Source organism: Streptomyces sp. P1-3, assembly GCF_050613155.1.
Taxonomy (GTDB): Bacteria; Actinomycetota; Actinomycetes; order Streptomycetales; family Streptomycetaceae; genus Streptomyces.
In genome coordinates this window covers 3,760,580-3,773,494 of record NZ_CP192512.1, presented here as the reverse complement: position 1 = coordinate 3,773,494, position 12,915 = coordinate 3,760,580, and the positions used below count along the sequence as shown (strand labels likewise).

The window sequence follows — 12,915 nt, the reverse complement described above, 5'->3', positions numbered from 1 at the left end:
GCGGGATGCGGGGAGTGTGCCCCGTCAGCGGCGCGACATGTAGATGTCGAGCGCCTTGTGCAGCAGCTTGTTGAGCGGGAAGTCCCACTCCCCGACGTACTCGACGGCCTCGCCGCCGGTGCCGACCTTGAACTGGATGAGGCCGAAGAGGTGGTCGGTCTCGTCGAGGGAGTCGCTGATGCCGCGCAGGTCGTAGACGGAGGCGCCGAGCCCGTAGGCGTCCTGGAGCATCCGCCACTGCATCGCGTTGGAGGGCCGGACCTCGCGCTTGTGGTTGGCGGAGGCGCCGTAGGAGTACCAGACGTGCCCGCCGACGATCAGCATGGTGGCCGCGGCGACCGCCTCGCCCTCGTGCAGGGCGAAGTACAGCCGCATGCGGTTGGGGTCCTCGGAGTTGAGGACGTTCCACTGCCGCTGGAAGTAGCTCAGCGGGCGGGGGCGGAACTTGTCCCGCTCGGCGGTGATCTCGTACAGCCGCTGCCACTCCGCGAGGTGCTCGTAGCCGCCCTGGACGACCTGGACGCCCGCCTTCTCGGCCTTCTTGATGTTGCGCCGCCACAGCTGGTTGAAGCCCTTGTGGACCTCCTCCAGCGAGCGGTTCGCCAGCGGCACCTGGAAGACGTAGCGGGGCTGGACGTCACCGAAGCCCGCGCCGCCGTCCTCACCCTGCTGCCAGCCCATCTTCCGCAGCCGGTCGGAGACCTCGAAGGCACGGGGCTCGATGTGGGTCGCCTCGACGTCGCGGAGCCGCTTCACGTCGGGGTTCTGGATACCGGACTTGATCGCCGCGGCATCCCAGCGGCGGATGACCACCGGCGGGCCCATCTTCACCGAGAAGGCGCCCTGCTGCTTCAGATGCGCCAGCATCGGCTGGAGCCAGTCCTCCAGGTTGGGCGCGTACCAGTTGATCACCGGGCCCTCGGGCAGGTAAGCCAGGTACCGCTTGATCTTGGGCAGCTGCCGGTAGAGGACGAGTCCGACGCCGACGAGCTGGCCCGTCTTGTCGAACCAGCCGAGGTTCTCCGAGCGCCACTCCGACTTGACGTCCGCCCATGCCGGGACCTGGCAGTGGCTGGCCGAGGGCAGGCTCTGGATATACGCCAGATGCTGCTCTCGGCTGATCGTCCTCAGGGTCAGGCTCATTACGGGGCGCTCCTCGGCAGGTTTGTCCCCATGGTCGGGGGTTCCAGCTCTCGCGCCGAAGCCTACTGCGACAAGGAAGCGCCCCGTCTGGGCCCATGGGATCAAGCTCCGTGGGCCGGTCCCGGGAAGGGGCGGAGATCAGCCGAGCACACCGCCGAAGAGGCCGCCATGGGCCATGCCGAGACCGAAGCCCGCGGCGGACGCGCCGAGGCCGATGACCAGCACGAACCGTTCTCCGATGGTCGCGGAGATCATCTGTCCCCAGGCGCCGACAGCGATGCCGACCAGCCCGGTCCAGGAGCTGATCAGGTGCAGATCGTGGAAGAGGGCCGTGATGAACGCGACGAGGCCCAGCACCAGCGTCGAGGCGGCGAAGGAGTCCTCGACGGGATGGGGCTTGCCGTCGGTGTCGAGGAGGGAGAGAAGCCTCCGGCCGATGCGCTGGTCGGTCCGTGCTGCCTGTGCCATGGGGCACCTCCGATGGCCAAGGCGGCGCACTGTAACGCCGCTCACACCCGATGCGTACAGATTGCGGGGCAAGGTACCCGGATTTCAACCGGACGCGCGTGGGCGGGTACGCTGTACGGTCTGCGCCGGTCTCTGCCCGGAGCGGTGTACGGCCGAATGGCGGTGCACGGCGGAACGGCTGATCATGCCGGTGCGGAACGCATTACGACCCTCCTGCCACGGAACGACCGTGGCCGCTGAGTCCAAAGGAGGTGGGTTCCACATGCGTCACTACGAGGTGATGGTCATCCTCGACCCCGATCTGGAGGAGCGCGCTGTCTCCCCGCTGATCGAGAACTTCCTTTCCGTGGTCCGTGAGGGCAACGGCAAGGTCGAGAAGGTCGACACCTGGGGCCGTCGTCGTCTCGCGTACGAGATCAAGAAGAAGCCTGAGGGCATCTACTCGGTCATCGACCTGCAGGCCGAGCCTGCGGTCGTCAAGGAGCTCGACCGCCAGATGAACCTGAACGAGTCGGTCCTCCGGACCAAGGTCCTCCGTCCCGAGACCCACTGACCGCGTAAGCGTTCAGCGGTAATCGGGCTGCATCGCAACGAGTAGCAAGCAGCAACCCGCCGAGAGGTTCCCCCAATGGCAGGCGAGACCGTTATCACGGTTGTCGGCAATCTTGTCGACGACCCCGAGCTGCGCTTCACCCCCTCGGGTGCGGCGGTCGCGAAGTTCCGTGTCGCGTCCACCCCCCGCACCTTCGACCGTCAGACGAACGAGTGGAAGGACGGCGAGAGCCTGTTCCTGACCTGCTCGGTCTGGCGGCAGGCGGCGGAGAACGTCGCCGAGTCGCTCCAGCGAGGCATGCGCGTCATCGTGCAGGGCCGGCTGAAGCAGCGGTCCTACGAGGACCGTGAGGGCGTCAAGCGCACGGTCTACGAGCTGGACGTCGACGAGGTCGGCGCCAGCCTGAAGAACGCCACGGCCAAGGTCACCAAGACCAGCGGTCGCGGTGGCCAGGGTGGTTACGGCGGCGGTGGCGGCCAGGGTGGCGGCGGCTGGGGCGGCGGCCCCGGCGGCGGCCAGCAGGGCGGCGGCGGGGCTCCCGCCGACGACCCCTGGGCGACCGGCGCACCGTCCGGCGGCCAGCAGGGCGGCGGCGGTGGTGGTGGCTGGGGCGGTGGCTCCGGCAACTCCGGCGGCTATTCGGACGAGCCGCCTTTCTAGGCCCGTACGCCGTTTCACGTGAAACACGGGCTCATGGCCCACGGTTACTCAGTTTCACGTGAAACATCGCGTGGCGGCCTTGAAGGCGACAGCACACACTTCTTGATCACACTGGAGAGAGACAATGGCGAAGCCGCCTGCTCGCAAGCCTAAGAAGAAGGTTTGCGTGTTCTGCAAGGAGAAGATCTCCTACGTCGACTACAAGGACACGAACCTGCTGCGGAAGTTCATCTCCGACCGCGGCAAGATCCGTGCCCGCCGGGTCACCGGCAACTGCACCCAGCACCAGCGTGACGTCGCCACGGCCGTGAAGAACAGCCGTGAGATGGCGCTGCTGCCCTACACCTCCACCGCGCGCTAAGGGAAGGGTGACCACATCATGAAGATCATCCTCACCCACGAGGTCTCCGGCCTCGGTGCCGCCGGCGACGTCGTGGACGTCAAGGACGGCTACGCCCGCAACTATCTGGTCCCGCGTGGTTTCGCGATCCGCTGGACCAAGGGTGGCGAGAAGGACGTCGCGCAGATCCGCCGCGGTCGCAAGATCCGCGAGATCGCCACGATCGAGCAGGCCAACGAGATCAAGGCTCAGCTCGAGGGCGTCAAGGTCCGCCTGAGCACGCGCGCCGGCGAGGCCGGCCGCCTGTTCGGCTCTGTCACCCAGGCCGACATCGCCGCGGCGATCAAGGCTGCCGGTGGTCCGGACGTGGACAAGCGCCGCATCGAGGTGGCCGCGCCGATCAAGAGCCTGGGCGCGCACCAGGTCTCCGTGCGTCTGCACGCCGAGGTTGCCGCCAAGCTCGGCATCGAGGTCGTCGCTGCCTGAGTGCCGTGTTCGGCATAGCAATTCGGCATAGCAAGAGGAAGGGCCGCACCCCGCAGGGTGCGGCCCTTCCTCTTGGGTGGCTTCGGGCCCGCTCCTTGGGCGGCCTCAGGCCCGTACCGCCCCCGTGACGATCCAGCGGCCGGAGCGGGCCCGCAGCCCCAGCGTCGTCATGCGGGCGGCCATCATCAGAGCCATCGCACACCACACGGCGGTCAGACCGCCGCCGAGGGCCGGTATGAGCAGCGCGGCGGGGGCGAAGACGGCGAGGGTCGCGATCATCGCCCAGGCCAGGTACGGGCCGTCGCCGGCGCCTATGAGAACGCCGTCGAGTACGTACACGACGCCGGAGAGGGGCTGCGCCACGGCCACCACGAGCAGCGCGGGCAGCAAGGCGTCTCTTACGGCCGCGTCGCTGGTGAACAGCGGGATGAAGAGCGGGCGGGCCGCCACCACGAGCAGTCCGAGCACCACGCCCGAGGCGATTCCCCACTCGACCATGCGGCGGCAGGCCGCGCGTGCCCCGTCGGCGTCGCCCGCGCCCAGGTAGCGGCCGATGATGGCCTGTCCGGCGATGGCGATGGAGTCCAGGGCGAAGGAGAGCAGGTTCCACAGGGCGAGGGCGATCTGGTGAGCGGCGACGTCGGTGTCGCCGAGCCGGGCCGCGACGGCGGTGGCGATCATCAGGATGGCCCGGAGCGAGAGCGTACGGATCAGCAGGGGTGCCCCGGCCTGGGCGCAGGCGCGTATCCCGGTGAGGTCGGGGCGGAGCGAGGCACCGTGCCGCCTGGCTCCTCGTACGACCACGGTCAGATAGGCGGCGGCCATGCCGCACTGGGCGATGACCGTGCCCCAGGCGGAGCCGGCGATGCCGAGTCCGGCGCCGTAGACGAGGAGGACGTTCAGCGCGGCGTTGGCGGCGAAGCCGCCGATGGCGACGTACAGCGGGGTACGGGTGTTCTGCAGGCCGCGCAGTACGCCGGTGGCGGCCAGGACCACGAGCATCGCGGGGATGCCCAGGGCGCTGACCCGCAGATAGGTGACGGCGTGCGGGGCGGCGGTGGCGGAGGCGCCGAAGAGGTCGATGAGCGCGGGGGCGGCCGGGACGGCCAGGCATATCATTCCGGTGCCGAGGAGGAGGGCGAGCCAGATGCCGTCCATGCCCTGCCGTACGGCACCGGGGAGATCGCCCGCGCCGACGCGCCGGGCCACGGCGGCGGTGGTGGCGTAGGCGAGGAAGACGAAGACGTTGACCGCGGTGGTGAGCAGGGCGGCGGCGACCCCGAGGCCCGCGAGCTGAGTGGTGCCGAGGTGCCCCACGACCGCACTGTCGGCCATGACGAAGAGGGGCTCCGCGACCAGGGCGGCGAAGGCGGGCAGCGCGAGTGCGATGATTTCCCGGTCGTGGCGACGGCGGGTGGCGGTGCTGGGACGGGCCCTTTGGGGAGTGCCTTGATCGGTGCTTCGGTCGGTGCTTCGGCCGGTGCTTTGGTCAGTGCCTTGGGCGGTGCTTCGGTCTGCCGGCGAGCGCCGCGTCCGTGGCGTCTGCCGGGTGCTCGGGTTGCGCGCGGAGCCCTGGGTCATGCCCACCAATCTAATCTTCCACAGGTAAGAGACTCAACCGTCAGGCATCCCTTACATTCCGTGGGGAAAGGCGATCTTCTCTGCACCGTTTGTCGCGATCTTGCGCCGGGCGGGAAAGTTTTTCTTCCCCACAGCCTCTGGACCAAGAAGTCGCAGGTCACAGGCTTGACCAAGGGGTGGGTGTGCTGTTGTCCACAGTGCTGTCCCCCGTGTCGTGCACAGGATCGGCGGCGTTCTCCACAGGAAGTGGCCCGTCGTCCACATGGCCTGTGGATAACCAGATTGGCGCACGGCCCTTGTGGGCCTACCGTGGTCCGGCGCCCGCCGACACAACCGGAGCCGAGCGCCCTAGTTGTCAGAGCCGTGCCGTAAGAAGAAGGGGCACCGCGAAGTCCGCGCGGCGGACGGGAGGAGGTGGCGGGGTGAGCATGCCCGAGCCCCTGGACGACCCGTGGGCGGACGCCGGTCCCAGCGACCGGCTGCCCGCTCCGCGCCCCCGCCGCGGCGAGGGCCGGGCCGAGGGCCGCGGCCGCTTCGACGGCGGCTCGCACGGCGAGCGGGGCCGGGACGAAGGCGGCACCTGGGAGGGCTCTGGCTTCGAGCGCGTACCCCCGCAGGACCTCGACGCGGAACAGTCCGTGCTCGGCGGCATGCTGCTGTCCAAGGACGCGATCGCCGACGTGGTCGAGGTCCTCAAGGGCAACGACTTCTACCGCCCCGCCCACGAGACCGTCTACCAGGCGATCCTCGACCTGTACGCCAAGGGCGAGCCGGCCGACCCGATCACCGTCGCGGCCGAGCTCACCAAGCGCGGCGAGATCACGAAGGTGGGCGGCGCCTCCTACCTGCACACCCTGGTCCAGTCCGTCCCGACCGCGGCCAACGCGGAGTACTACGCCGAGATCGTCCACGAGCGGGCGGTGCTGCGCCGCCTGGTCGAGGCGGGCACCCGTATCACGCAGATGGGATACGCGGCGGACGGCGACGTCGACGAGATCGTCAACAACGCGCAGGCGGAGATCTACGCCGTCACCGAGCAGCGCACCAGCGAGGACTACCTGCCGCTCGGCGACATCATGGAGGGGGCGCTCGACGAGATCGAGGCGATCGGCTCCCGCAGCGGCCAGATGTCCGGGGTGCCCACCGGGTTCTCCGACCTGGACGCCCTGACGAACGGCCTGCACCCGGGCCAGATGATCGTCATCGCGGCCCGCCCCGCCATGGGTAAGTCGACCCTGGCTCTGGATTTCGCCCGGGCCTGCTCCATCAAGAACAACCTGCCCAGCGTCATCTTCTCGCTGGAGATGGGCCGCAACGAGATCGCGATGCGTCTGCTGTCCGCCGAGGCGCGGGTGGCGCTGCACCATATGCGCTCCGGCAGCATGACCGACGAGGACTGGACCCGGCTGGCGCGCCGGATGCCGGACGTGTCGGCCGCCCCGCTCTACATCGACGACTCGCCGAACCTGTCGATGATGGAGATCCGAGCCAAGTGCCGCCGACTCAAGCAGCGCAGCGACCTGCAGCTCGTCGTCATCGACTATCTCCAGCTGATGCAGTCCGGTGGTGCCCGGCGCCCCGAGAGCCGCCAGCAGGAGGTGTCGGACATGTCGCGTAACCTCAAGCTGCTCGCCAAGGAGCTGGAGGTGCCGGTGATCGCGCTGTCCCAGCTGAACCGCGGCCCCGAGCAGCGCACCGACAAGAAGCCGATGGTCTCGGACCTGCGTGAGTCGGGATCGATCGAGCAGGACGCCGACATGGTCATCCTGCTGCACCGCGAGGACGCCTACGAGAAGGAGTCCCCGCGGGCGGGCGAGGCGGACCTGATCGTCGCCAAGCACCGTAACGGTCCCACGGCGACGATCACGGTGGCCTTCCAGGGGCATTACTCGCGTTTCGTGGACATGGCGCAGACCTGAGCGGAGGGCGTGGCGCGGTGTGTGATCACCGCCGGGTGCTTCGCCGTCGGGTGCTTCCTCGGGTGTTTCACCGCCCGGTGCTTCACGACGGGGTATTTCACCAGCGGGCGCTCACCAGCGCACCGCCGTGAAGTCGATCGGCTGCGGACGCATGTCGCGGGCGCGGGCCGTCAGCCGTCGTATCCGCTGCGCCATGTGAGTGGCGGGCAGGTGCTTGCGGTCGCCGTGACCGGGGAGCAGCCACTCGAAGCGGAGTCGGTCGGCCGTGCGGGCCAGCGACGCCGCCAGCTCTTCGATGGAGTACCAGGTGACGCTCTCCGCCACCTCGATGTCGTCCGTGGACCGCGACCAGTAGAAGCTGTCTCCGCTGAAGCAGTACCGCTCGTCGGCGACGTAGAGCACGCTTCCCCTGGTGTGGCCTGGGAGCGGGTGGGCCAGTACGCCGTCGGCGATCTCGGCGGTCTCGGTGCCGCGCAGGACCCGGTCGGCGTCCGGGGCGGCGTCGAGGTCGCCTTCGTGGATCCATAGCCGGGCTCCGAAGCGGTCGGCGTAGCGGCGGCCGTGCGCCGCGTGGTCCCGGTGGGTGAGGAGGACGTCGGTGACGGGGCCGAGCTTCTCGTATCGGGCGGCCAGCGGATCACTCCAGCGAGGTGTGTCGACCATCATCAGCGTCCCGGAAGGGCGCCGCAGGAGGTAGGAGTTGGCCCCGGCGGTGTGGGGGGAGTTGTGCCCGCACAACTGGACGGTGTCGTCGAGCGGCAGGGGAAACGGGTCCAGGGCCGTGTCCAGTCGGCGGGAAGGAGGGCGGATGGAGCGGGTGGGGCAGGCGAACGCGGCGGCGTGCAGCAGGCGTTCCTCCGCGTCGCCGCTCGGCCGGCGCAGGAGCTCCGAACGTCCGCCGACCTCGCCGATCAGGCCGGGAGCGAGTTGTCTGGCGACGTCGCAGTTCGTGCAGCGGTCGTCGACGTACCAGTCGCGGCCTTCGCGGTCTTCACGGCCTTTGGGGCCCTCGGGGCCTTCGCTGCCTCTGGCGCCTTCGGCCCCTCCGGGGGCTCTGGTGACCTTGGTTCCTTCGGGGCCTCCGGTTCCTTCCGCTGGTCCGGGGTGGGCAGTCTGCGCGTCGTCCACGGTGCGGCTCACTTCTGGCGAGGCGTGTGCCGGGGATACCGGCCTCCGTGGCAAAGAGGCTCCTCGGCGGCTGCCGAAAGTGGAAGGGGGGCCGGATCTTGTTTCTGTCGGATGCCGCCCATCTCCGCGGGCAACGCCTGTGCCGGTTTGGCAGTAGATGGTGCGGAAAGTTCCCCGCTGAAATCTCATGTGGCGCCGCCGGTCACATTCCCGCGTCGGGATCCGTCAGTGCAGTGAAGGACGACATCGACCCCGACGCTTGAGGAGAGCAGCCATGCAGGCACGTATGGAGAACCCGGCCGTGATCATCCCTGAGGCCATGAAGGTCCTCCTGAACCTGTCCAAGGTCACCAGGAAGGGCGGCGTCGCGGAGACGACGCTTCAGTTGATCCAGCTGCGTGTGAGTCAGATCAACGGATGCAGCGTCTGTGTCGACGGGGACGCGCGCAGCGCCGGAAAGGCGGGTGTGAGCGACGAGCAGCGCTTCGCCCTGGCGGCCTGGCGGGACACGCCGTACTTCTCCGACGCCGAACGCGCCGTCCTCGCGCTCGCCGAGGCCGCCACCCGGCTCGCCGACAAGCCGGAGCCGGTACCCGACGCGCTCTGGGACGAGGCCGCCAAGCACTACAGCAAGGAGGAGCTGTCGGCCATCGTCCTCACCATCGGCATGACCAACATGTTCAACCGCATCAACGTCACCACCCGGCAGATCGCGGGCGTGCAGCCCTGGGAGTGACAGGCGTCTGAAGGCGTCAACGCCCCGCAGGACGGCGGAAATTCCGTTCGGACAGCGGAGGGCGCCGCGCATATGGTGCGCACATGACGCATCCTGACGAGTCCGGTGAGTTCACCGACCTGCTGCCCGCCACCCGCCGCGCCCTCCTGCACCGCATCGCCGTCGCCCAGGCCGAAGGCCGTACGCCCTCCCTGGTGGGGGCGGTGGTACGGGACGGGCGGACGGTGTGGACCGGATCGCGGACGTGTGTGGACGGGCACGGGCCGGACGGCGACACCCAGTACCGCATCGGCTCGCTGACCAAGACCTTCGTGGCCGTGCTGGTGATGCGGCTGCGTGACGAGGGCCTGCTGGACCTCGCCGACCCGCTCGGCAAGCACCTCGGCGACACCGCGTACCCCGTCGAGGCTGGGGACGCCACCATCGCCCAGCTCCTTTCCCACACCTCCGGACTGGCCGCCGAGGCACGCGGCCCCTGGTGGGAGCGGACGCCCGGGGAGCTGCGCCCGGAGCCCGCCGATCTGTTCGGAGAGCGCCCCGGGCGCCATCCGGCGGGCCGCCGGCACCACTACTCCAACCCTGGATACGCGCTGCTCGGCGCGCTGGTGGAGCGGCTGCGCGGAGCGCCGTGGGGCGAGGTGCTGCGGCGCGAGGTGCTGGCGCCGCTGGGGATGGCCCGCACGTCCCTGGAACCGCGCGCTCCGCACGCCGGGGGCTGGGCGGTCCATCCGTACGCGGACGTCCTGCTGCCCGAGCCCGCCGTGGACACCGGGCTGATGGCCCCGGCCGGGCAACTGTGGTCGACCGCCGATGACCTCGGACGCTTCGCCGCGTTTCTGCTGGACGGCGACGAGCGGGTGCTGGCGGCCGGGACGCTCGCCGAGATGCGCGAGCCCGCCGTCGCGCCGGACGAGAACGGGGACTGGTCGCTGGGCTACGGGCTCGGCTGCCAGCTGGTCGGCGGGGGCGGGCGGTTCCTGTACGGGCACGTGGGCACCATGCCGGGCTTCATGGCCGCCTTGTGGGTGAGCCCGGCCGACCGGCTCGGTGGGATCGCCCTGGCCAACGCCACGATGGGCCTGCCGATCAGCGTGGTCGCGGCCGAGCTGGTGGGCATCGTGGCGGACCGCGAGCCGCGCATCCCCGAGCCGTGGCGGCCGCTGACAGACGTCGACCCGGCGCTGCTGGCGCTGACCGGCGTCTGGTACTGGGGCGCGACCGCATTCCAGCTGCGGCTGGGCACCGACCGGGGGCTGGAGCTGAGTCCGGTCGGCGAGCTGGGGCGCGGTGCGCGGTTCCGGGCGGAGGCGGATGGCACCTGGACGGGTCTCGACGGCTACTACGCGGGCGAGACGCTGCGCGCGGTCACCGGGGAGGACGGGACGGTCGGCCATCTCGACGTGGGGACGTTCGTCTTCACACGGCAGCCGTACGAGCCGGGGGACGCCGTACCGGGCGGCGTCGATCCGGACGGCTGGCGGGGCGTCTAGAATCGGAACTCCCGACCCGCTTGAACGATACGGAGCGCCCGACCCGGTTGCGGCGGCTCCGCCGAGGAGGCGCGCAGGTGACCGAAGAGAACGAGACGCTGCGGGCCGACGCACGGCGCAACCGGGCCAGGGTGCTTGAGGCGGCCCAATCGGCCTTCAGTGCACAGGGCCTGACGGTTCCTCTGGGCGAGATCGCGCGTCGTGCGGGTGTCGGCGCGGGGACCGTCTACCGTCATTTCCCGTCCAAGGAACTCTTGTTCAGAGCGGTCGTCGAGGGCGGCATCCGGCAATTCACCGACGAGGCCGTGCGGTTGGCCGACGCCGAGGACGCCGGAGCGGCGTTCTTCCTGTTCCTCAAGGGAGTTGTGGCACGGGCATCGGACGACAAGGCGCTTCGGGACGCGTTCACCGCGGCCGCGGAGGCGTCCGCGGCGTCGGGGCGCGAGGCGTCCGCGGGCTTCGCCCAGGCGCTTGAGGTGCTTCTGACGAGAGCTCAGAAAGCAGGTGCGGTACGGCAGGACGCGGATCTGGCGGACGTGCGCGCACTGCTGGTGGGGGCTCTCGCGATGGAGCGGCACCGGTCGGCCGCCGGAGGGCCCGGACGGGCGGTGGGGATCCTCTGCGACGGGCTGCGTGCCCCGGGAAAGGGCCCGGCGGCGGTTCTTCCGGCTCCGGCGGCCGCCGTGACGAAACGCCGCGCCGCAGCGGCCGGCCGTAACGGAATGGCCGGTGGTGGGCGTAACGAAATGAGGGTGTGGCTGTGCGAGACCTGCGCTGTCCCGCTCTCCCCCGCCCCAACCGGCCGCCCACCGCGGTTCTGCGGTGCGGCGTGCCGGCAGAAGGCGCACCGCAGGCGGGCCCGCGCGGCCGACCGGGTGCCCGCTCCCGCTCCGTCCCAGGCGCCCGGCCTGTCCCAGGCGCCCGGCTCCTCCCGGACGCCCGCCCCCGCCCGCGCTTCCGTTCCCACTCGCGCTTCCGCTCCGCGCGGCTCAACCTGACCCCGCCGGTGGTACGCACACGGTGCGTACGCGGGTCGGAGGGCTGGGTGGCGGCACGGCCAGGCAGCAGGCTCGGAGGCGACTCAACAAGTCGTCGCCGTAACGGAATCGGAGCCTGTCATGGAACGTCGGCCCACCCACCGGGCAGCCGCCCTCACCGCCCCTGCCCCTGCCCCCGTCCCCACCCATGCCCATGCCTCCGCCCTGTCGGTCGATTGGGCGGCGGGCTGGTCGGCGCCGGTCCAACGGCCCAGTTCCGGCTTCGAGGAGAACTGGGCCGAGACCGGATTCGCGGATCAGACGGTGCGCCAGACCGTCCGGGTCACCGCCGGCGGCAGGGCGGCCCGGATCACGCTCTCGAACCGGTTCGGGCAGGGGCCGCTGCGGATCGCGGGCGCGAGCATCGCGCGTGCCGCATACGGCGCGTCCGTACACGGCGAGACGCTGCGGAAGCTGACGTTCGGCGGTCGGGAGACGGTCACTGTCCCGGCCGGCGGGGAGGTGACCAGCGACGGCGCACCGCTGCTCACCGCCGCGCTGGAGTCCGTCACCGTGACGCTGTACTTCGCGGCGCCCACCGGCCCTTCGACCTTCCACGCGCAGGCGTATGCGACGAGTCACCGGGCCGAAGGCGATCACCGCGCGGACCGTACCGGCGCCGCGTTCACCGAGGAGTCGCACTCCTGGTACTACCTCAGCGACGTCGAGCTGTCGGGCGGTCCGGCGGGCCAGGACACCGTCGTGGCGTTCGGCGACTCCCTCACCGACGGCTTCGGGTCCACGGTCGACGGCCATCACCGCTGGCCGGACCACCTGGCGCGGCGGCTGGCGGCCTCCGGCACGCCGCGCGCCGTCCTGAACGCCGGGATCGGCGGCAATCTGCTGCTGCGCGACTCGGCGTGGTACGGGGACGGGGCGGTGGCCCGGTTCCGGCGGGACGTGCTGGACAAGCCGGGCGTACGGTCGGTCGTGGCGCTGGTGGGCCTGAACGACATCGGGTTCAGCGAGGTGGACCTGCCCACCTACAAGCCGGACCCGGATGTGCCGGTGGAGGCGCTTGCCGAGGGCTATCGCGCGCTGATCGCCGAGGCGCACGCGCGCGGTGTCGCGGTGATCGGCGGGACGATCCTGCCGTTCAGGGGTGCGGAGTACCACACGGCGCGCTCCGAGGCGAAGCGCGCCGCGATCAACGCGTGGATCCGCGAGTCGGGGGAGTTCGACGCGGTCGTGGACTTCGCCGGGGTCGTGGCCTCGCCCGCGGATCCGCTCGCCCTCGATCCGGCGTACGATAGCGGGGACCACAAGCACCCGAACGACGCGGGGTACCGGGCGATGGCCGAGGCGATCGACCTGGCGACGCTGTGAAGGCTCCGGTTCGGGAAAGCACTCCGGTTCTTCCGTTCGGGAAGGCCC

Annotated in this window: 13 protein-coding genes; 9 read left to right on the top strand and 4 right to left on the bottom strand. The window is 70.4% G+C overall.

The window, feature by feature from the left end:
* Positions 1-24: 24 nt before the first annotated feature.
* Positions 25-1,143, bottom strand: coding sequence for a lipid II:glycine glycyltransferase FemX (locus ACQUSR_RS16085; protein WP_431043257.1), 1,119 nt, complete (start codon positions 1,141-1,143; stop codon positions 25-27).
* A 138-nt stretch (positions 1,144-1,281) separates the two neighbouring features.
* The gene (locus ACQUSR_RS16080; RefSeq protein ID WP_431043256.1) at positions 1,282-1,611 is read right to left on the bottom strand and encodes a hypothetical protein; all 330 of its coding nucleotides are present in this window, start codon (positions 1,609-1,611) and stop codon (positions 1,282-1,284) included.
* Between the two features lie 262 nt (positions 1,612-1,873).
* Between ACQUSR_RS16080 and rpsF the strand changes: the two genes are divergently transcribed.
* From rpsF to rplI, 4 genes are all read left to right on the top strand, one after another.
* The gene (gene rpsF, locus ACQUSR_RS16075; protein ID WP_004950685.1) at positions 1,874-2,164 is read left to right on the top strand and encodes a 30S ribosomal protein S6; all 291 of its coding nucleotides are present in this window, start codon (positions 1,874-1,876) and stop codon (positions 2,162-2,164) included.
* Between the two features lie 75 nt (positions 2,165-2,239).
* The gene (locus tag ACQUSR_RS16070) at positions 2,240-2,824 is read left to right on the top strand and encodes a single-stranded DNA-binding protein (RefSeq protein WP_431043255.1); all 585 of its coding nucleotides are present in this window, start codon (positions 2,240-2,242) and stop codon (positions 2,822-2,824) included.
* 124 nt (positions 2,825-2,948) lie between these two features.
* Positions 2,949-3,185, top strand: a complete 237-nt coding sequence (gene rpsR / locus ACQUSR_RS16065; RefSeq protein WP_003978893.1) for a 30S ribosomal protein S18 — start codon at positions 2,949-2,951, stop codon at positions 3,183-3,185.
* 18 nt (positions 3,186-3,203) lie between these two features.
* Complete coding sequence (gene rplI, locus ACQUSR_RS16060) at positions 3,204-3,650, top strand: 50S ribosomal protein L9 (protein ID WP_431043254.1); 447 nt, start codon at positions 3,204-3,206, stop codon at positions 3,648-3,650.
* A 105-nt stretch (positions 3,651-3,755) separates the two neighbouring features.
* Here the strand turns inward: rplI and ACQUSR_RS16055 are convergent, their stop codons facing one another.
* Positions 3,756-5,042 carry an MATE family efflux transporter gene (locus ACQUSR_RS16055; protein ID WP_431047621.1) on the bottom strand — a complete coding sequence of 429 codons (1,287 nt, stop codon included), beginning with the start codon at positions 5,040-5,042 and terminating at the stop codon, positions 3,756-3,758.
* A gap of 611 nt (positions 5,043-5,653) precedes the next feature.
* Between ACQUSR_RS16055 and dnaB the strand changes: the two genes are divergently transcribed.
* Positions 5,654-7,150 (top strand): replicative DNA helicase, encoded by a 1,497-nt coding sequence (gene dnaB, locus ACQUSR_RS16050; protein ID WP_431043253.1) that lies wholly within the window; start codon positions 5,654-5,656, stop codon positions 7,148-7,150.
* A gap of 111 nt (positions 7,151-7,261) precedes the next feature.
* Here the strand turns inward: dnaB and ACQUSR_RS16045 are convergent, their stop codons facing one another.
* A complete protein-coding gene (locus ACQUSR_RS16045) occupies positions 7,262-8,278 on the bottom strand; it encodes an MBL fold metallo-hydrolase (protein WP_431043252.1) in 1,017 nt (338 codons plus the stop codon).
* Between the two features lie 274 nt (positions 8,279-8,552).
* Here ACQUSR_RS16045 and ACQUSR_RS16040 point away from each other — a divergent pair, with 274 nt between their 5' ends.
* From ACQUSR_RS16040 to ACQUSR_RS16025, 4 genes are all read left to right on the top strand, one after another.
* Positions 8,553-9,014 carry a carboxymuconolactone decarboxylase family protein gene (locus tag ACQUSR_RS16040; protein WP_431043251.1) on the top strand — a complete coding sequence of 154 codons (462 nt, stop codon included), beginning with the start codon at positions 8,553-8,555 and terminating at the stop codon, positions 9,012-9,014.
* 83 nt (positions 9,015-9,097) lie between these two features.
* Positions 9,098-10,504, top strand: a complete 1,407-nt coding sequence (locus ACQUSR_RS16035; protein ID WP_431043250.1) for a serine hydrolase domain-containing protein — start codon at positions 9,098-9,100, stop codon at positions 10,502-10,504.
* 77 nt (positions 10,505-10,581) lie between these two features.
* A complete protein-coding gene (locus ACQUSR_RS16030) occupies positions 10,582-11,502 on the top strand; it encodes a TetR/AcrR family transcriptional regulator (protein WP_431043249.1) in 921 nt (306 codons plus the stop codon).
* 120 nt (positions 11,503-11,622) lie between these two features.
* Positions 11,623-12,867 (top strand): SGNH/GDSL hydrolase family protein, encoded by a 1,245-nt coding sequence (locus ACQUSR_RS16025; RefSeq protein ID WP_431043248.1) that lies wholly within the window; start codon positions 11,623-11,625, stop codon positions 12,865-12,867.
* Positions 12,868-12,915: the final 48 nt, after the last annotated feature.

Bases quoted from the DNA above. Each gene is read 5' to 3' on its own strand.
- ACQUSR_RS16025 (WP_431043248.1), top strand. From the start codon at position 11,623: ATGGAACGTCGGCCCACCCACCGGGCAGCCGCCCTCACCGCCCCTGCC.
- rpsF (WP_004950685.1), top strand. From the start codon at position 1,874: ATGCGTCACTACGAGGTGATGGTCATCCTCGACCCCGATCTGGAGGAG.
- rpsR (WP_003978893.1), top strand. From the start codon at position 2,949: ATGGCGAAGCCGCCTGCTCGCAAGCCTAAGAAGAAGGTTTGCGTGTTC.
- ACQUSR_RS16080 (WP_431043256.1), bottom strand. From the start codon at position 1,611: ATGGCACAGGCAGCACGGACCGACCAGCGCATCGGCCGGAGGCTTCTC.
- ACQUSR_RS16035 (WP_431043250.1), top strand. From the start codon at position 9,098: ATGACGCATCCTGACGAGTCCGGTGAGTTCACCGACCTGCTGCCCGCC.
- rplI (WP_431043254.1), top strand. From the start codon at position 3,204: ATGAAGATCATCCTCACCCACGAGGTCTCCGGCCTCGGTGCCGCCGGC.
- ACQUSR_RS16085 (WP_431043257.1), bottom strand. From the start codon at position 1,143: ATGAGCCTGACCCTGAGGACGATCAGCCGAGAGCAGCATCTGGCGTAT.
- ACQUSR_RS16070 (WP_431043255.1), top strand. From the start codon at position 2,240: ATGGCAGGCGAGACCGTTATCACGGTTGTCGGCAATCTTGTCGACGAC.
- ACQUSR_RS16040 (WP_431043251.1), top strand. From the start codon at position 8,553: ATGCAGGCACGTATGGAGAACCCGGCCGTGATCATCCCTGAGGCCATG.